Origin of the sequence: Niallia sp. Sow4_A1 (assembly GCF_052116745.1) — a bacterium.
Taxonomy (GTDB): Bacteria; Bacillota; Bacilli; order Bacillales; family Cytobacillaceae; genus Niallia; species Niallia hominis.
In genome coordinates this window covers 94,456-112,092 of the sequence record NZ_JBQKKM010000003.1, presented here as the reverse complement: position 1 = coordinate 112,092, position 17,637 = coordinate 94,456, and the positions used below count along the sequence as shown (strand labels likewise).

Sequence of the window (17,637 nt, the reverse complement as noted above, 5' to 3'; positions counted from 1 at the left end):
TTTGGAAATAAAAGAAGGTTTTGAGTTTGCTAATATACATACAAAGGAATACGGTATGAGTTTAAAAAATCGTCAGGCTCCCACGCCTGAAGAGAATACAATTACTGAAGAAGTACCGTTTATGCAAGGTTCGTATGATTTCTCAATGATTCTAGGAGAGAGAATTTTTAAAAATAGGACTCTCTCCTATAAATTTGAAGTTTATCAAAAAAACTATCAATATCGCAAAGTCAATGAAATAACAATCAAGAATTGGCTAATGAAACATGGTTGGGGAGAATTGTACGATGATCATGATAAAGGTTATTATTGGTGGGCTAAATGTACAAGTGTATCTGTGACAGATGAAACCAATCCTGGAAGATTAATAATTGATATTACCTTTGAAGGATACCCATTTATGAAAAGTAAACTCGAAGAAGGAAATGATATTTGGGATGAGTTTAATTTTGAATTAGACTACGCTCAACCTAATGAGTTTAACATAGATGGAAATTTGAATATTAATTTAATGAATTGTGGGTCAGTTGGTGTTGTACCAACTATTATTAGTGATAGTCAAATGGAAATAATGAAGAATAATACAACTTATACCGTCCCTGCTGGTGAAAGTAGAAGCGAGTCTTTTAGGTTAGAGATTGGAGAAAATGAAATGACAATATCAGGATACGGAAATATTAAGTTTATCTTTTTCAAGGAGTTATTATAATGTACGAAGTTAAAATTTATGATGATATAAATGATAATCTTGGAACTTTAATTCATTCTCCCTTTCCGAATAAAGTGAAGCTGTCAGCGGGTAACATCAAACAGATAATAAAAGGTATTTCAAATGGCTCTATCACAATTAATCCGAATAATCCCGGATGGGGAAAGATTAAATCGATGAAAACACTCATCAAAGTTAAGGATATTAAACGAAATAAAATAGTTTTTAAAGGACGTATTCTTAAGCCGACATACATAATGACGAATAATGGAATGTTTAGTATCGAGTATGCTATTGAGAATGAATTAGCTTATCTAAATGACTCAAATCAACGGTTTGGAGAGTATCATAATATAAGTGTTAGAGATTTTTTTACAGTAATTATAGATAATCATAATAGACAAGTTGAGCCCCATAAACAGTTTAAAGTAGGGAATGTAACCGTAATGGATTCAAATGATTCCTTATATCGCTATTTAGGGTACGAAAAAACTTTTGCAACAATTAAAGATAAGTTAATAGACAGGCTGGGAGGATACTTAGTTATTAGGGAAGAATTTGATGGTAATTACATCGATTACCTAGCCGAAGTAGGAGAAAATTCCTCAACTGAAATTAGATTACGGAGAAACTTAAAGGATATGCAACGTGAAATTGATCCAAACGGGATTATTACAAGGTTAATACCACTTGGATCAAGAATTGAAAGTGACGATGAACAAGCGACTGATGCAAGTCAAGCTAGAATAGATATTAAAGAAGTTAATGGTGGTCTTGATTATTTAGATGATATAGAACTAATAAAAGAGTTTGGTGTCATTGAAGGAACACTCGAATTGGATGATGTTACTGATAAGAGTGTTATAAAGACAAGAGGACAACAGTTTCTAGTAAACCAGAAAGCTACTAAAATTACATATTCACTTACACCAGTTGATGTAAGTTTAATAGATCAATCCTTTGACGAGTTGAAAGTAGGGAATCGTCATAAGGTCATAAATGAAGTTTTTGGAATAAATGAGCAACTACAGATAATTGAGAAGAATATTGATTTACTTAATCCTGTTAAAATTTCCTTAACCATTGGAGAAAAATATCAAACACTTACTCAATATCAAGTTGACTCAAGAAAGCAAGTTCGAAATGTGGAGAAGTTGGAACGTCAAGTAACGTCATATTCTAATAAAATTGGAACTATCTCTACTGAGTTAACAACTACAAAACAAACCCTTCAACAAACTCAAGAACAACTACAAAACTTTGAAAGTGTAACGGATGGAGATCTTGCTGTAATTAGTCAGTCCGTAACGGATTTAATCGACATTGTAGATGAATTAGAGCAAACAGTTAATAACATACCAAGCGCCCAGTTAGCTTCATTTGATAGTAATGGTCTTATGTCGAGCAGCGACTATAATAAATTGTATTTTATATCTCAAAGCTCGAATACGAATGATTTTAAATACTATGATTTTGGAGTAAACATTAGATATGCATTTGAAGTTATTGATAACACGTTATCGGAAGGTTCAGGAGTTGGTAACGGATATTACAGGATTAGAGATTTATTAGAAGAAATTGCTAGAAAAATAGACGAGCATGAGTTTAAAATTACAAGATTAGAAGGAGGTCAATAATGGAGTATAGAGATTCAACCCCTATTTCACCTAATGAAATTGACTACGATGAAAACAAAGTAGATCCTCGTGTAGCTAATTACACAAGACAAGTTAGAGAAAAAATGCATGGGATAGACACAAGAGAAGCAATGGCAAGAGCTGAGGAAATATCCAGCGTAGTGTCTACTGAAGCTAAAGAAATAAGCGAAGAAACTAAAGGGAGACAAACCATATTAGAACAACAATTCGATGATCAGATTTCTAATATGACTTTACAAGATCCGTCATCTGCAGAAATGGTTGCAGCCCAAACCAACAGAATTACAGGTGAAAACTGGCAAACTATTGGTAATAGATTAGATGATGAGAACGAACGTGTTACCGCACAGTTGGCCCAAAAAGCGTCTAAAACAGAGGCAAATAACATTCAAACCCAAGTTGATAATTTAGTATTAGGAGCAGTTGGTGACGGAAACAACGCAGAAGTTATTCAAGCTAGAAGCGATTCAAATGGATTATCTTACCCGACGATTAAAGGACACTTAGATAGTATCGAAAGGGTTATAAAAGAAGGAAAGGCAACTGTTAAGTTTAATGACTGGTTTCGTGGAGTTTACGATGGTGCGACAGGTGGAGTAACACCTTACCACTTAGGGTATGAATTGGCTACACAACTGCATTCATTTACTGGAGATGTTAAAAAAATTGATGTGTCCATAACGAACGGATATAAAGTATACGTTGCAGCTTACAACACCCTAGAAGGTAACAGAGTAAAGACATACGGTTGGTACACTACCGACTTTAGTTTAGATGTATCAATATATCCTTATTATCGTTTCCTTATTTCCTATGTAGAATCAAAGGCTGCAACTTTAGATATGCCTGATTATGTGGATTTCTCATTTGAGTACCCTAGTCAGTTAAAAGTCTATACTGATACGAAAATTAATAATATCAACGCTACTTTCAGTAATCTTATTACCACTGGAGAAAACATTTTTAATGTAGACACATTAGGTCAACTTGGAACTTGGTGTAATTATACTAACGGTAGACTTGAAAGCACACAATACGTTACTACATACAAATGTAGTGACTATATAAAGGTCAAGCCATCCACTGCATATTCAAGACTCTCTAACAAAGGACAATTTGGAACAGTTTTCTTTGATGAAAACAAAAACTATATAGATGGAGTTACAACAGATAAATTCACGACACCTTCCAATTGCGTTTATGCAATTCTAAATGAGTCATCCCATGTAGGGTTTACTGATGTTTTAGTAGAGGGTAATCTCACAATATCATCAGCTAAATCATATCCGTATTATAATAAATTTGTATATTCAAACAATGAAGACACAATAACAATTGGTATTGGAACAAAATATCCTACTATTAAAGAAGGTTTTGAATATGCTCGTGCAAATGATAAATCAGTAATTATTAATCCAGGTACTTATAACCTTGTGGAAGAGGGTATAAGTGGCATCGGTTATATATTACCTAAAAAAGTTTATGGTTATGGTGTAACCTTACTTTGCAATCTTCCTACAGAAAATTGGAGTTTATCACCTTTAAATGTCGGTTATACAACTAAAGGTGCAGAGGTTTATGGTTTGACTGTCATCTGTTCTAACTGTCGATATAACATACATGATGATATGGGTGCTATGACAAGAGGAGGGTATTACAAAAATGTTTTCAAAGATTTAACATTAATACACAACTCTGCCCCTAGTAGCGTACTGATTAACCCTAACAATATTGGTGGTGGTTTCGGTGATCAAGGTGAAATTTGGATTGAAAATTGTATTATGGAATCCCAAAGTGACATAAATTCAGACTATCATTCATCTTTCGCTGAAGTACAGACTAACGGATGCAAAGCATTTTTTAAAGATTGTGTTATGAACAAAACTGTAACAGGTGCTTCAGTTGGAAGTTCTACCGATTACATGAATGCAGTATATGTTACTAATTGTTTAGTTGGAACTTTACCACAATCAAGAATCGGTGTGAACAATAAACTCGTAGCATGGAATAATGTTCTAAATGCGTGATTAATTTAATCAACAGTTGGATACTATTGTGCGGTAAGCACTCTCTAAAACGAGGGTGCTATTTTTTATGAAATGGAGGAAATGGAATGTCAGAAAATCCTTTGAAATATAGAGCTAGTCAAAATGGTCGATTTATAAAAGAAGATGGGACAACCGCAAATGTGGCGGACATGATGGAAGATAGTAAAGCGACTGGTGCAGTTGTAGTAACACCTAATGATACAACAGTAATATCAGTAACATCGGGATTATATCTAGGTACAAGCGGAGATGTAGCTGTAACAATGAAAGATGGTTCCGATGTAACTTTTAAATCGTTAGCAGCAGGCGTTATCCATCCACTTTGTGTGACGAAAATAAAGGCAACAGGTACAACAGCAACGAATATATTGGCGGTATATTAAGATGATTATTGCTAATGCGTTATCTATAGGAGTTATAAGTAAGTCGAAAAAGATGTTTTTGCTTGACCGGTTTAATAGACCTGATGGAACTGTTGGAAATGCTGAAACAGGGCAACCGTGGTCAATAGAAGCAGGTACATTCGAAATTAGAAACAAACAATTAATGCTAGTTCAAACAAGTGGTCAAAGAGATTTCATTAGCGCAGAAACCGGTTTATCTGATTTTGTTGTAAATGTGACTTTTGTTAATAATTTATCTGGTTCAAGAGTATTCTTCAGAGCTTTAGATGGTGGGAAAGCTTATTTTATGTCTAATGCTTCAGGAATTTACAAATTGTACAGAGACTCTACGCAAATCGCGCAAACCAATTTAGCAGTTCCAAGTCCAAATGATAAAATTAAAGTTATAGTAAAAGATAATTTGATTAAATGCTTTGTTAATGGTATTGAAGTCATGTCAGTTGAAGATGGGGCTTACCCTAAACAAACAAAGATAGGCGTTGGCAGTTGGAATACATCAGGAATGATTTATGATGACATAATTGTTGAGGAGTTGTAAATGATCATTACTATTTCTAAAGTTGAAGTGGTTGATACTAACGGTGAGGTTTTTATAAAACCTGATACTAAAGAATTTAATTGGCGAGTTATTGAAGAAAGAGAAAATGAATTTGTGATTGAGATATTAGAGTAAGGATACTATTGTGCGGTAATTAAATTAAATATTAATTTAAGGATTCTTCCATAAAGGAGGAGTCCTTTTTATGTTTTAAGGAGGTGATGCAATGGAGCATCGTGTTTCCAAATTAGAAGATGAAATGAAAGATGTTAAGACCAGATTAGCCGTTGCGGAAACAAACATCAAGGACATTAAGGAAGATCTATCATCGATTAAAAGTAATACAACTTGGTTACTAAGGATTGTTGTAGGAGCAATAATTGCTGCTGTTTTGGGACTAATATTACAAGGAGGAATTTAGAATGGATAAAGCAAGCGTAACACGATTCGCATTATTGATTGTTGCAGTTATTAATTCGGTATTAAATATGTTAGGTTATCAAACTATTTCAGAAGACTTAGTGAATGATGTTATCGCTGTAGGTTCTGGTTTATACATACTGTATGCCGGCTGGAAAAATAATTACTTAAGTAAAAAAGGACAGAAACAAAAAGAAGTATTACAAGCAAATAACTTAACCAAGTAAAGAGTGATAACTAATCGCTATTGCTTTTTTTATTTAAAAAAATATTAAGGAGATGTTATGCATGTCAGTAAAAACATTACAAGAGAAAGCAGTTAAGCGCATGGGTGCAGTTAAAGAAGTAGTAAAGGAGAAAGTATTGGATTTAATCAAACAATGTTATGATGAAGAAATCTATGTTCTAATCACAGATGGTTACAGATCTAATGCAGAACAAGATGAACTCTATGCACAAGGTCGTACTAAGCCAGGTAATATTGTTACTAATGCTAAAGGTGGTCAATCTAACCATAACAAAGGAATTGCGGTTGATTATTGTTTAACCAATAAAGAAGGAACAGCTGCGTACTGGACTGTGAATGCTGATTGGAAAAGAGTAGCTACCATTGCTAAAACTATGGGCTTTGAATGGGGTGGAGATTGGAAAGGGTTTGTTGATTATCCTCATTTAGAATACACTGGTAAGGTTACAGTTGAAGAGGAAGTTAAGTCAACTACAACCAAGAAAGAAACATACTCATTACCTACTGGTACATACAAGAAGGGAAGTAAAGGGGCTGCAGTAAAGCAGATTCAAACAGCATTGAATAAACTTTACTTTAAATGTGGAACTGTAGACGGTATATGGGGAGCTAAAACAGATGATGCGTTAAGACGTTTCCAAAGTGTATATTGTAACCCTGTTGATGGTATATATGGAAAGAATACAAGAGCTGCAATGTTGAAACAGTTGAATAAATAATCTAATAGTATTATAATATCATTGCGTCGAAATACCGAGGTACGGAAATACCTCATAAAACATGCGGTGATGAATAGAGTAAAAGGACTCGTTTATTTGAGTCCCTTTACTTTAAACACATATGAATTTTTCTTTTTATTATTACAATATAACCACTCGTAGAAATCCTTCTCTAAAGCCATAAATTTTGATCCGAATTTATAGACTGTAAATTCCCCACTATGTAATAATTCATATATTTTATTTTTTCCTAATCCAGTAATATCCATCATTTCTTTAACCGTTAATAATTCTTTTTTGCGCGTTGTCATTTCTTTCTCCCACCTTCTTAGACTCATTTCCTGCTGATGTATAGCTCTCTAACCTTATCTGTAATATCATTCGTCTCATTGTAAATTATTTTATTTAGAGTGACCTTATTTACGTTTTCCCTAATCAATTTGTCACATGCTATTTTTGCGACTCTTGATGCTTCTCGATTGGGATCAATTGTATATTCAAGTGAATCGACTTCGTAGTTACCACGAGATAGTGTTCCATTACTGCCTAAGCCTGGATAATGTGTATCATAATAAATAGCAATATGTATTAACATAGTTCCCCCTTAATCAAAATACCCCTCAGCTAAAATAATTCTTAATCAACTTTTAAAACACCTCACATTATTAGATTCTACATAATTTATATCACCCCTTTAAAAAATATTTGAGTGGACAAGAAATATTGTACAAACAGTCTATAATGCACTTATCTAATCTTGTATGAGCAATTATGGGTAATCGCGATATTCAAATATCTTCAGATATAGATAAGAATATTTGAATATCCATTTTTTGAATTCTGAGATTCTAAAATTGTAATTAGTACAGCGTGACATAAAAAATTACTCAGTGACATGAAGTTACTCAGTAACACAGACATAATGTCGGAGTTAACTTAAAGGGAGAGATTATAATGGAGACTATCGCTTTTAATGATTTTATGAGTGGAAAGTATAAGAAAGAAAAATATTACGCATCCAAAAAGAGTAATAAAAAAGTCAAGTTTACGTCTTTAAAGGAGGAATTTCACTCCCCAACTTTGGGGGATGAAAACTTACAGACAAAAAAGTCCAAAAGTAATGTAGGTAAGGTAATTAGGAGAGTAGGAACATCTATAACTATTCCATTATTATTAGCTAAACCTGCCTTTGCTGCTAGTCCTGTAGCTGTTCCGGTTAATGCCGCGACTGAATTTGCTGGTCATACTGCAATGGAGACATTAGCACATGCTTTAGATCCATTAGTTGATGTTCTTGTTGCGCTGTCTTTTCCAGTTGCAAGTGTAATAATTGTAGGTGGATGTTTCTTCTTTATGCTTGGAAAGAGTGAGAAGGGATGGAGTTCAATAATGAATGCTGGATTAGGTTATGTATTGATTCAGATTAGTCCGTTAATACTGAATCTGTTGAAGGATATAGGGAGTGCTTTTTGAATACATGAGAATAATGTTATGACGGTGTGTTGTTAATCAACATTCCGTCTATTCCTTATAAAAAGAAAAATAAATAAAATTTAGTTGGATTTTTCAAGTATCTATGGACAAGCCGTATTAATCATGATATATTTTTCATAATAGATTAGTAGAATTGAATAGATAATAAACCTTGATAAATCAACATTTTTATCGATTATAACTGATTTTTAATGAAACCTTCTCAAAAGAAAATCAATCAAATGATGACAGCGATGAACAAGCAACAAGGAAAATAATAGACGAGCTCCCTTGGTAACAAGGGGTGACATCCTATTCTCTTGGTTGATTAGATAGCAATCATTCGTTTTTATAACGTGATTATTAGTGATAGATGAAACAAACATAGAAGTTTTAAGTGAAATTGGTTAATCTGTCATCAAACTAGTTAAAACCGCCTATTCTGTTGGAAACTAAACCAATAGGAAGGTGGTTTTTTGTATTAGATTCACAAAAAAATTATTAACAAAAATCAAGAGTATCGAGCGATGAAACATTATCTACAAGAGAAAAAAGGAATTACTGTGTAAGATTTTATAACAGTACATGATGTAAAAGCTTATATTAGAAGTATACAATTAGAGGGTTTACAAGCTCAAATTATTGTTTCAATGTTTAAGATCACAGAGCATTCCTCTTAGGGTTTGAATCTAAAAAATATGAAGAGAAGATTGCTAGAAAAGTTGAATCGCCTTAGTTACCTTTCTCGAACTAATAATTCAAATATATTAATGATTTTGGTATATCGATTTTTGGTGAAGGAAGTGGTTTAACCATTTTTTCAGATGCAGAAGTTATAGGATTACAAGCTACTGAGAATTTTCCAAACGTGACTGAAGTTATTGATTTACGTGTATGTTGTAAGGGAATCTTTATTCAACAGCTAGAGTATATATAATTTCGCACAAAGAATGTATTGAAGAGTTAGTAGATACAATTAAAAACATTGTTGAAAATGCTTAGGACGGGTTTTAACTCCTGGCTTATTTATTTTTCCAAAAACCTCGATAATTGACAAAATATTCTTTATTTCAAATTATTTTGTTTTGTCAATGAGAAAATATCCCAATGAATTTCTTCTTCCGAAGAGGAATATATGGTACAATATAGGCAATAAAGTATAGTAATAACTTCTTTTAAGGTGGTGTTACAATATGGATAATAGGGAGGAAAAAGACATGGCAACAGTCGTAAAAAAAGAAGACCAAGTATTAGACTTCATGGATGATCTTCAAGACATTATTCAAAAAACAATTAGTGAAAAAAATCTAACTCCTGATGAAATTAAAAAAGCATTAGATTATAAAAGAAGATGACGAAAAAGTATAAAGTAGTTATTGATACAAACATTTTCATTCAAGGATAGTTTTATGGTAATTCAAATTGCCAAACTATTCTTAAACTAATAAGAGATAATAAAATATATTTAGGTTTTTCACAAGATAGTATAGGCGAATTATTATATGTTACTAAAAATTTCGCTAGAAAATTTATCGATGATAAAAATGATAGATTGAAAACTTTAAATTACATTTCAAAATTATTTTATTATGGTAGTTCAGTAAATATAGCAGATATGGATGATGTTTCTGAGATTAAAGATAAAACAGATTTAATGTTTGTGCAATGTGCCATAGGTTATAACGCAGACTTTATTATTTCAAATGACTATAAAAGCGGCATGTTCGATGTATCACAATATTCATTCAATGTTCTTTCTGCTGAAGATTTTATCGAATTAATTAATGAAATATGAGAAACCCTCTCCTAAATTTATACTGATTGCTAAAAGTTATAATAAAGAATTTAACTTTTTGAGGTTAGTACAATTGGTGAAGGTCTGTTTATTTTAGATAGGAGAAAAGGTGAATATGCCACATTCCACCTATCTTTTTTCTCTTAATTCAGACCAAAAATATGAAAAATATAGATGCAACTATTTAAAAGATGAAATGAAGGATTCCTTTTTGGATTATTTAAAAAGAATGTAAATAAATTAAAAAAAGGCTCCTCGGCTTAAGTTTTGTGGGGTCTAAAGCTTGCTCTACTTCCAGCAGGAGTCGACCGTTCTCCGCTCCATTTCACTTCATTTTTAAACCTTTTTCTAAAATATAAATACGAACGATTATGTAAACTAACCGCATAATCGTTCGTATTTATTGTTAGCTGCAATGTTTATGTCCCAACCTTAGTTGCAGTAAGGATAGATGTCCATTCTGATAGAAGCTTTATTTTATATTTTTAACAACAGCCATTTCTTTCCCAAATCTATCTCCATTATCAATAAACCCCAAACTGGAATACAAAGAATGGGCTGCTTTATTTTCGGGATGATAGCCAACCACAATTTTTTTGAGATCAGGTATTTTTCTCATTTCCGCTACCATTAATAAAGTGGCTGCTTTTCCTATCCCTTGTCCTTGGAAATCTTTATCAATCATGATTCTATATATCCAATGTCCACCAAGTTCTTCGATTGAAGAATTGAACATTAAAAAACCTACTACATTCTCTTCATAATAGATAGCAAACGGATTCAAAGTTGGTGCAAATTTAGATTGAGCGATAGATATAGCATTTGGTTCCATAAATTTTGCTTGTTCCTCTGATAAGTTTAATCCACAGCATGTATACCAATTATCAGCATTCAGTTCTACAATTTTTACTTTGGCAGTATTCATCATTTTTTCCCCTTTTCAAATTTGGGGAATCCTAAATAGTTTTGTTAATTAGGCATATTCCCCTTGGAATCGATATGATTAAATTGCTTGTCATAATGAACGCCTCCTTTAACAAATTTGATTTCTAAATAAACAACCTTTTTATTATAACATATATACAGAAAATTAATTTAATTAAATTTTTTTAAACCATATTACAAAAGATGAGTTATTCGAACATTTATTCCTTTTTGTATTGACAGCTAACAATGGCGATATTAAACTAAATTTATATACGAACACATATTCGATTAGGAGGAGAGACGGGAAATAGACAAAACATTATCGAGAAATATAAAGCAACATACACACTAGATAAAAAGACGATTAATAAAGTAATATCATCCTAAAAGAACTAATATTTTTACTCCATTAAATATTTTGAAAATATAATAAAATTTCTTTCCAGTTCCTAAATATTTTGCTAAACTAATGAAGGGTATTTTTACATAATTAGTTTCCAACAGACAAGAGGTGTATAAGTTTGAAAGTTTTTTTCGATTTAAAATGGTATTTTATGCAGGAGAAGAAGGCATATGTTGGAGGAGTTTTCCTGTTGATTTTAGTTGCAGTTCTGCAGCTTATTCCTCCAAGAGTAGTTGGTATTGTAGTTGACCATATTCAAGGAAGGACGTTGAATTGGTCCATTTTATTACAGTGGTTAGGAATTCTAGTTGCATCAGCTATAGCCATGTATGTGCTACGTTATTATTGGCGAGTGATGATATTTGGATCAGCTGTCAAGCTTGGAAAATTATTGAGGAATCAATTATATAGTCATTTTACAAAGATGTCCCAGTCCTTTTATCAGCGAAATCGCACGGGGGATTTAATGGCACATGCAACAAATGATGTTCAAGCTATCCAGCAAACAGCTGGGCAGGGAGTGCTTACACTAGTTGATTCATTAGCAACAGGCGGATTTGTTATTATAGCAATGGCTACAACCATAAGCTGGAAACTTACGCTTATTTGTTTATTACCCATGCCTTTAATGGCAATATTGACTAGCTATTATGGCTCATTAATACATAAATATTTTCATCAAGCACAGGCTGCTTTTTCTTCTTTAAATGATAAGACACAAGAAAGTATTTCGGGAATAAAGGTATTAAAAACATTTGGGCAAGAAAAAGAAGATATAGAAGATTTTCGTAAGTCCTCTCTTGATGTTGTAGATAAGAATATTAAGGTGGCTCGTGTGGATGCGTTATATGATCCGACCATCTCTATTATTGTAAGTATCTCTTTCTTTTTAGCGATTGTTTTTGGCTCTCGTTATGTTATTAATGGTGAACTCAGTTTAGGACAGCTTGTTTCCTTTACTACCTATCTGGGACTACTGATTTGGCCAATGCTTGCATTTGGATGGCTCTTTAATATTATGGAAAGAGGGAGAGCGTCTTACGACCGAGTTACTGCGTTGCTTGAAACCAGAGTTGATATTATCAATAATCCAGCAGCTATCAAGACTCCTCCAGCAGGAGACATTATGTACGATTTGAAAAAATTTTCCTATAACAAGAAAGTAGACGTTCTACAAAACATCCAATATCATTTAAAACGAGGGCAGACACTTGGAATAGTAGGGAAAACTGGGGCTGGGAAAACAACACTCTTAAAATTGTTATTTAGAGAATATGATCATTACGATGGAAAGATAATGATTAACGGGACAGAAATAAAACAAATAGATATAGATGCATTAAGAGTTTCGATTGGGTATGTACCACAGGAGCATTTTCTCTTTTCCGCTAGTGTAAGAGAAAATATTGCTTTTACAAATCCGAATGCTTCTGAGAAAGAAATCCATGAGGCTGCAAGGTTGGCAAATATTCATGAGGATATCCTTATGTTTACAGATGGCTACGACACAGTTGTCGGAGAAAGAGGAGTTTCCTTATCTGGTGGTCAAAAACAACGGATTTCTATTGCAAGAGCACTTCTGATGAATCCAGAAATTCTTATTTTAGATGATTCCCTTTCAGCGGTGGATGCAAAAACCGAGGAAACCATTTTAACAGCCCTGAAGGAAAATAGGGAAGGGAAAACAACGATCATTACTTCACATCGATTAAGTGCAATTGAGCATGCAGACCTTATCATTGTATTAGATGAGGGGCAAATTATTCAAAGTGGGGACCATCAAAAGCTTGTGAAAGAAAATGGTTGGTATAAAGAGATGTACCATCGCCAAGCTTTAGAAGTAATGGTCAGCATGGGGGATACAAATGGATAAGACAATTAAATTGACGAGTGAACAACAGCGAAAAGTATTGTTTCGTTTATTGCGTTATATTAAACCACACAAGAAAGCGGTAATGATTGCTTTCGCTCTTCTAATTTTATCAACATTGGGAGAACTTGCAGGACCGTACTTAATTAAAGTATTTATTGATGATTATTTAACACCACGAAATTTAGAATTACAGCCATTAGCGGTATTGGGCATAACCTATATTCTTATTCAAATAATGAATGTCGTAATTATGTATTTTCAATTGTTTAAGTTTCAAGAAATAGCGTTATACATTATCCAGCAGCTTCGAGTTGATGTATTTTCAAAAATTCATACACTAGGACTACGCTTTTTTGACAAAATTCCCGCTGGAAGTATTGTTTCGCGAGTTACGAATGATACAGAGGCAATTAAAGATATGTTTGTTAGCGTTCTTGCGACTTTTATTCAAAGTGGATTTATGATATTTGGCATCGTAATCGCGATGTTTGTGTTAAATGTAAAGCTCGGTGCCATTTGTTTAATTTTACTGCCGATTCTTGGATTTATTATTTATACGTATCGAAAGTATAGTGCTAGCTTTTATCAGGATATTAGAGAACGATTAAGCCAGTTAAATGCGAAACTTAGCGAATCTTTACAGGGAATGAATATTATTCAAGTATTCAGACAAGAAAAAAGATTAAATGCGGAGTTTGATGATATTAATACAAAGCACTATAAAGCAGGAATGAAGAATATAAAGCTTGAAGGTTTATTGCTTAGACCAGCAATAGATCTAGTCTATGTCTTAGGTCTAATTCTTGTGTTAAGTTATTTTGGAATATCTTCTTTTACGAATCCAATTGAAATCGGTGTATTATACGCGTTTGTTAGCTATTTAGACCGTTTTTTCGAACCTGTAAATAATATGATGATGCGTTTATCGCTATACCAACAAGCAATTGTATCTGCGTTTCGCGTATTTACTATTTTGGATGAGGAAGATTTAGAGCCAACTCTTGTGCCCGATAGCAAGAATAAAATTGAAAATGGAGTTATTGAATTCAAAAATGTTACATTTTCCTATGATGGCAAACAAGATGTATTGAAAAATATTTCCTTTACTGCTCGCGAAGGAGAAACTGTTGCATTAGTAGGGCATACCGGAAGTGGAAAAAGCTCGATTGTTAATCTACTTATGCGGTTTTATGATTTTGGAAAAGGGGATATTCTTATTGACGGCAAATCGTTAAAGACCTTCAGCAAGCATGAACTCCGCGAGAAAATGGGCTTGGTACTACAAGATCCGTTCCTCTTTTATGGGACAGTAAAGGATAATATCCGTCTATATAATAGGGAAGTTCGGGACGAAGAAGTAATCGAAGCGGCAAAATTTGTGCAAGCGAACCAGTTTATAGAAAAGCTAGAGGATCAATATAATCATAAAGTGGTGGAAAGAGGTTCTGCATTTTCTAGCGGACAGCGCCAACTTATTGCGTTTGCGCGCACAATCTTGACCAATCCGAAAGTCTTGATTTTGGATGAAGCAACCGCAAATATTGATACAGAAACAGAAGAGGCAATTCAGTTTGCCTTATCAAAAATGCGTAAAGGTAGAACAACAATTGCAATTGCTCATCGTCTTTCTACTATTCAAGATGCGGACTTAATTCTTGTCCTTCATAAAGGAAATATTGTTGAAAGAGGTAATCATCAGCAATTGCTTCAGCAAAAGGGATTGTATTATAAAATGTATCTTCTTCAAAATGGAGCGGCAGATTCTATTGAAGAAACGGTAGAGCATCAAGTAGAACTTACTTAAAATAGCAAAAAGCCTTTTAAGCGAATAAAAAACCGAAGATTTCCGCAGTATTTGCGGTTAACTTCGGTTTTTTTGCTTAAACATTCCATTGCTCTTTTGATTTTCGAAAGTTAGGAAATTCTTTTTTTAGATTCATTTCATTATATTTATTTAGTAATACATCTAATTCTTGACTGCATATAATGGCTGAGGACGATGAAAAACCATGTTTCATAGCAATTTCAATTAGCTCTGACCGTTTTAATTCAATTTGAGTTAGTAATTGCTTTTTTAGCATGGTATATGGTCCTTTCCGTATATTAATCCTGATAACTCTAATAGTTGTGAAATCGTTAGGAAACATAGTTTGATATTAATTTACTCATACAAGATAGTAGGAAGTATCCCCACTAATGCAAGTTTCTATTTTTTTGAAAATGATTTATTTAATTATATCTATTTTTGGAAGTAAATGCAAAAATATTGAAAAGTACATAAACAGATTGAACAAGCATATAGTTAATATATGGGAGAAGGTGAGAAATAAATAATGGTTGATATAAATTTATTTATAGCTTTGGGTGCAGGTTTTTTAAGTTTTATTTCTCCATGCTGTTTACCATTATATCCAGCATATTTATCCTATATTACTGGAATGTCAATTGGGCAGCTTGAAAAGGGAAGTATCATTAAAAATGCTAGCTTTTGGCATACACTATTATTCCTTTTAGGGTTTTCACTTATTTTTATAACGCTCGGTTTCGGTTCGTCCTTCATAGGGACATACTTTAAGACATATCAAGAAGAAGTTAGAAAGATAGGATCCATTCTTATTATCTTGTTTGGTCTCATGATAATTGGGTTATGGCAGCCTAAGTGGTTGATGAAAGAATATCGTTTTTCCTTTAAAACAAGACCAACAGGGTATCTTGGCTCCTTTTTAATCGGTTTAAGTTTTGCAGCAGGCTGGACTCCATGCAATGGTCCAATTCTAGCAACAGTTTTATCATTAGCAAGCCTTCATCCAGAAACGAGCTTACTATATTTAACAGCCTACATTCTTGGATTTGCTTTTCCGTTTATCTTATTGTCTTATTTTGTCTCACATTTGAACAAGCTAAAAAAGTATAGTCATTATTGGATGAAAATTGGTGGTTATTGTATGATTTTAATGGGTATATTGTTATATATGGATGGAATGAAATGGTTAACACGCGTCATTTCACCAATATTTGGCGATTTTCAAGGCTTTTAATAGTCTTATGTTCCTGTATAATGATAGTTAAAAAGTAGGATAGAAAATTCGTTTAAAATCTCAAAAAGTTAGACACATACATGCCATGGTTTGTCATATATTATGACAAAATAGATTGAAATTATCATAAAGATTCGCTATATTGAAATAAGGGATAGTAAATAAATTTATATTAATAGATTTTTTGTTTTTGGGTGTTGAGGAGGAAGCAAGATGGCTAGAATATTGATTGTGGATGATGCAAAGTTTATGAGAATTACTCTCTCAAATATTTTAACTAAATCAAATCATGAAGTAGTTGGTGAAGGAGAAAACGGGAAAGAAGCAGTAAGATTGTATCGTGAATTAGATCCGGATTTGGTCACAATGGATATTACAATGCCAGAGATGAGCGGATTGGACGCTGTTAAAGAAATAAAACAAGAATTTCCGCAGGCAAAAATAATTATGTGTTCTGCAATGGGGCAACAAAAAATGGTCGTTGAAGCAATTGAAGCAGGTGCAAAGGATTTTATTGTAAAGCCTTTTGATGATACACGTGTACTAGATGCAATAAATAGAGTTTTAAAATAACGATTGTGTAGTATTAAAGGATATGTTTATCGTATCCGTTTTTTTTTGCCGTTAATTAGACACTGTTGTTCTATAAAAAATGGACAGAGGACTAATCTTGATGGTAAGATTAAAAATATTATTATGAGATAAAAGGTAAGTAAAGGGGTTTTTTCTATGGCTTCTGTCATAATTTCAACATGTATCGCAGTGTTTATGGGTGTCTTTTTTATGGTGTTAAGAATGAAAGCGGCTACGAAGCCAGTTTCACCAAAAAAGATTATTCTTCCTCCATTTTTTATGAGTACAGGTGCACTTATGTTTGTTTTTCCTTATTTTCGGATTACTGGACAGGAAATTTTGGAAGCAGCCATTGCGGGAATATTATTCTCATTTCTTTTAATTAAAACAACAAAGTTTGAAATTAAGGATCAGGATATATATTTAATTAATTCGAAAGCATTTGTCTATATTTTATTTGGACTATTAGCCATTAGAATTGTTGCTAAATTTATTTTAAGCAGTTCAATTGATGTGGGACCATTAGGAGGCATGTTCTGGATGCTAGCTTTCTGTATGATAGTACCTTGGCGAATTTCTATGTATTTCAATTACAAGAAGCTGGCAAAAAAATTAAGCACTGTCCATTAAGGTAAATATCGCTAAACTAGCAGGAATTCATGTGTGAATTCCTGCTAGTTTTTTATGTTGGAGTAAATCTGTAACGATGGAAAAAATTTTTTTACTAAAAAACTATCTAGTAAAAAAGTCTTAATTGCTAGTATAATAGAATAATCATCATAGAATAATAGAAAAAGTCATTAATTTCTTAA

20 protein-coding genes and 1 pseudogene are annotated in these 17,637 nt (G+C 32.9%); 17 read left to right on the top strand and 4 right to left on the bottom strand.

The genetic code is table 11. From position 1 onward, the window contains the following. The first annotated feature begins 1 nt into the window (after nt 1). The 9 genes from ACTQ5K_RS02725 (at nt 2) to ACTQ5K_RS02685 (ending at nt 6,743) form a co-directional block, all read left to right on the top strand. Nucleotides 2–709 (top strand): phage tail protein, encoded by a 708-nt coding sequence (locus tag ACTQ5K_RS02725; protein ID WP_101731240.1) that lies wholly within the window; start codon nt 2–4, stop codon nt 707–709. After that, a complete protein-coding gene (locus tag ACTQ5K_RS02720; RefSeq protein ID WP_441993572.1) occupies nt 709–2,346 on the top strand; it encodes a phage tail spike protein in 1,638 nt (545 codons plus the stop codon). Before ACTQ5K_RS02725 ends, ACTQ5K_RS02720 begins: the two co-directional genes overlap by 1 nt. Continuing rightward, the gene (locus tag ACTQ5K_RS02715; RefSeq protein WP_441993570.1) at nt 2,346–4,394 is read left to right on the top strand and encodes a hypothetical protein; all 2,049 of its coding nucleotides are present in this window, start codon (nt 2,346–2,348) and stop codon (nt 4,392–4,394) included. Before ACTQ5K_RS02720 ends, ACTQ5K_RS02715 begins: the two co-directional genes overlap by 1 nt. 86 nt (nt 4,395–4,480) lie before the next feature. After that, nucleotides 4,481–4,798, top strand: a complete 318-nt coding sequence (locus ACTQ5K_RS02710) for a spike base protein, RCAP_Rcc01079 family (protein ID WP_441993568.1) — start codon at nt 4,481–4,483, stop codon at nt 4,796–4,798. 1 nt (nt 4,799) lies between these two features. Continuing rightward, the gene (locus ACTQ5K_RS02705; protein WP_441993566.1) at nt 4,800–5,357 is read left to right on the top strand and encodes a hypothetical protein; all 558 of its coding nucleotides are present in this window, start codon (nt 4,800–4,802) and stop codon (nt 5,355–5,357) included. Then, nucleotides 5,358–5,492 carry a hypothetical protein gene (locus tag ACTQ5K_RS02700; protein ID WP_441993564.1) on the top strand — a complete coding sequence of 45 codons (135 nt, stop codon included), beginning with the start codon at nt 5,358–5,360 and terminating at the stop codon, nt 5,490–5,492. Nucleotides 5,493–5,583: 91 nt separating this feature from the next. Next, nucleotides 5,584–5,778 (top strand): hemolysin XhlA family protein, encoded by a 195-nt coding sequence (locus ACTQ5K_RS02695; protein ID WP_101731236.1) that lies wholly within the window; start codon nt 5,584–5,586, stop codon nt 5,776–5,778. Between the two features lies 1 nt (nt 5,779). Then, a complete protein-coding gene (locus ACTQ5K_RS02690; RefSeq protein WP_441993562.1) occupies nt 5,780–6,004 on the top strand; it encodes a phage holin in 225 nt (74 codons plus the stop codon). A gap of 61 nt (nt 6,005–6,065) precedes the next feature. Further along, nucleotides 6,066–6,743: a peptidoglycan-binding protein gene (locus ACTQ5K_RS02685; RefSeq protein WP_441993560.1), complete on the top strand. Its 678-nt coding sequence runs from the start codon at nt 6,066–6,068 to the stop codon at nt 6,741–6,743. A 92-nt stretch (nt 6,744–6,835) separates the two neighbouring features. On the opposite strand, the gene ACTQ5K_RS02680 is transcribed toward ACTQ5K_RS02685, so the two are convergent. Together ACTQ5K_RS02680 and ACTQ5K_RS02675 are read right to left on the bottom strand one after the other, a co-directional pair. Then, nucleotides 6,836–7,054 carry a helix-turn-helix transcriptional regulator gene (locus tag ACTQ5K_RS02680; protein ID WP_441993558.1) on the bottom strand — a complete coding sequence of 73 codons (219 nt, stop codon included), beginning with the start codon at nt 7,052–7,054 and terminating at the stop codon, nt 6,836–6,838. 23 nt (nt 7,055–7,077) lie between these two features. Further along, nucleotides 7,078–7,338 carry a hypothetical protein gene (locus tag ACTQ5K_RS02675; protein WP_441993556.1) on the bottom strand — a complete coding sequence of 87 codons (261 nt, stop codon included), beginning with the start codon at nt 7,336–7,338 and terminating at the stop codon, nt 7,078–7,080. Between the two features lie 359 nt (nt 7,339–7,697). Between ACTQ5K_RS02675 and ACTQ5K_RS02670 the strand changes: the two genes are divergently transcribed. From ACTQ5K_RS02670 to ACTQ5K_RS02660, 3 genes and pseudogenes are all read left to right on the top strand, one after another. Beyond that, entirely contained in the window at nt 7,698–8,216 is a 519-nt protein-coding gene (locus ACTQ5K_RS02670; protein WP_441993554.1) for a hypothetical protein, read from the top strand. A gap of 1,217 nt (nt 8,217–9,433) precedes the next feature. Further along, nucleotides 9,434–9,571, top strand: coding sequence for a hypothetical protein (locus ACTQ5K_RS02665; protein ID WP_155986794.1), 138 nt, complete (start codon nt 9,434–9,436; stop codon nt 9,569–9,571). A 74-nt stretch (nt 9,572–9,645) separates the two neighbouring features. Then, nucleotides 9,646–10,011 (top strand): annotated as a pseudogene (locus tag ACTQ5K_RS02660) (PIN domain-containing protein); the annotation flags it as partial. Between the two features lie 472 nt (nt 10,012–10,483). On the opposite strand, the gene ACTQ5K_RS02655 reads toward ACTQ5K_RS02660, so the two are convergent. Further along, complete coding sequence (locus ACTQ5K_RS02655; RefSeq protein ID WP_251630086.1) at nt 10,484–10,936, bottom strand: GNAT family N-acetyltransferase; 453 nt, start codon at nt 10,934–10,936, stop codon at nt 10,484–10,486. 523 nt (nt 10,937–11,459) lie between these two features. Between ACTQ5K_RS02655 and ACTQ5K_RS02650 the strand changes: the two genes are divergently transcribed. Then, entirely contained in the window at nt 11,460–13,214 is a 1,755-nt protein-coding gene (locus ACTQ5K_RS02650) for an ABC transporter transmembrane domain-containing protein (RefSeq protein WP_031537591.1), read from the top strand. Continuing rightward, a complete protein-coding gene (locus tag ACTQ5K_RS02645; RefSeq protein WP_031537592.1) occupies nt 13,207–15,018 on the top strand; it encodes an ABC transporter ATP-binding protein in 1,812 nt (603 codons plus the stop codon). Before ACTQ5K_RS02650 ends, ACTQ5K_RS02645 begins: the two co-directional genes overlap by 8 nt. Before the next feature lie 76 nt (nt 15,019–15,094). Here ACTQ5K_RS02645 and ACTQ5K_RS02640 read toward each other — a convergent pair whose 3' ends face one another. Next, a complete protein-coding gene (locus tag ACTQ5K_RS02640) occupies nt 15,095–15,295 on the bottom strand; it encodes an aspartyl-phosphate phosphatase Spo0E family protein (RefSeq protein WP_031537593.1) in 201 nt (66 codons plus the stop codon). A gap of 252 nt (nt 15,296–15,547) precedes the next feature. Here ACTQ5K_RS02640 and ACTQ5K_RS02635 point away from each other — a divergent pair, with 252 nt between their 5' ends. From ACTQ5K_RS02635 to ACTQ5K_RS02625, 3 genes are all read left to right on the top strand, one after another. Continuing rightward, nucleotides 15,548–16,252: a cytochrome c biogenesis CcdA family protein gene (locus ACTQ5K_RS02635; RefSeq protein ID WP_031537594.1), complete on the top strand. Its 705-nt coding sequence runs from the start codon at nt 15,548–15,550 to the stop codon at nt 16,250–16,252. Nucleotides 16,253–16,465: 213 nt separating this feature from the next. Beyond that, nucleotides 16,466–16,825: a response regulator gene (locus tag ACTQ5K_RS02630; RefSeq protein WP_031537595.1), complete on the top strand. Its 360-nt coding sequence runs from the start codon at nt 16,466–16,468 to the stop codon at nt 16,823–16,825. A 156-nt stretch (nt 16,826–16,981) separates the two neighbouring features. After that, nucleotides 16,982–17,455 carry a CcdC family protein gene (locus ACTQ5K_RS02625; protein WP_031537596.1) on the top strand — a complete coding sequence of 158 codons (474 nt, stop codon included), beginning with the start codon at nt 16,982–16,984 and terminating at the stop codon, nt 17,453–17,455. Nucleotides 17,456–17,637 lie beyond the last annotated feature (182 nt).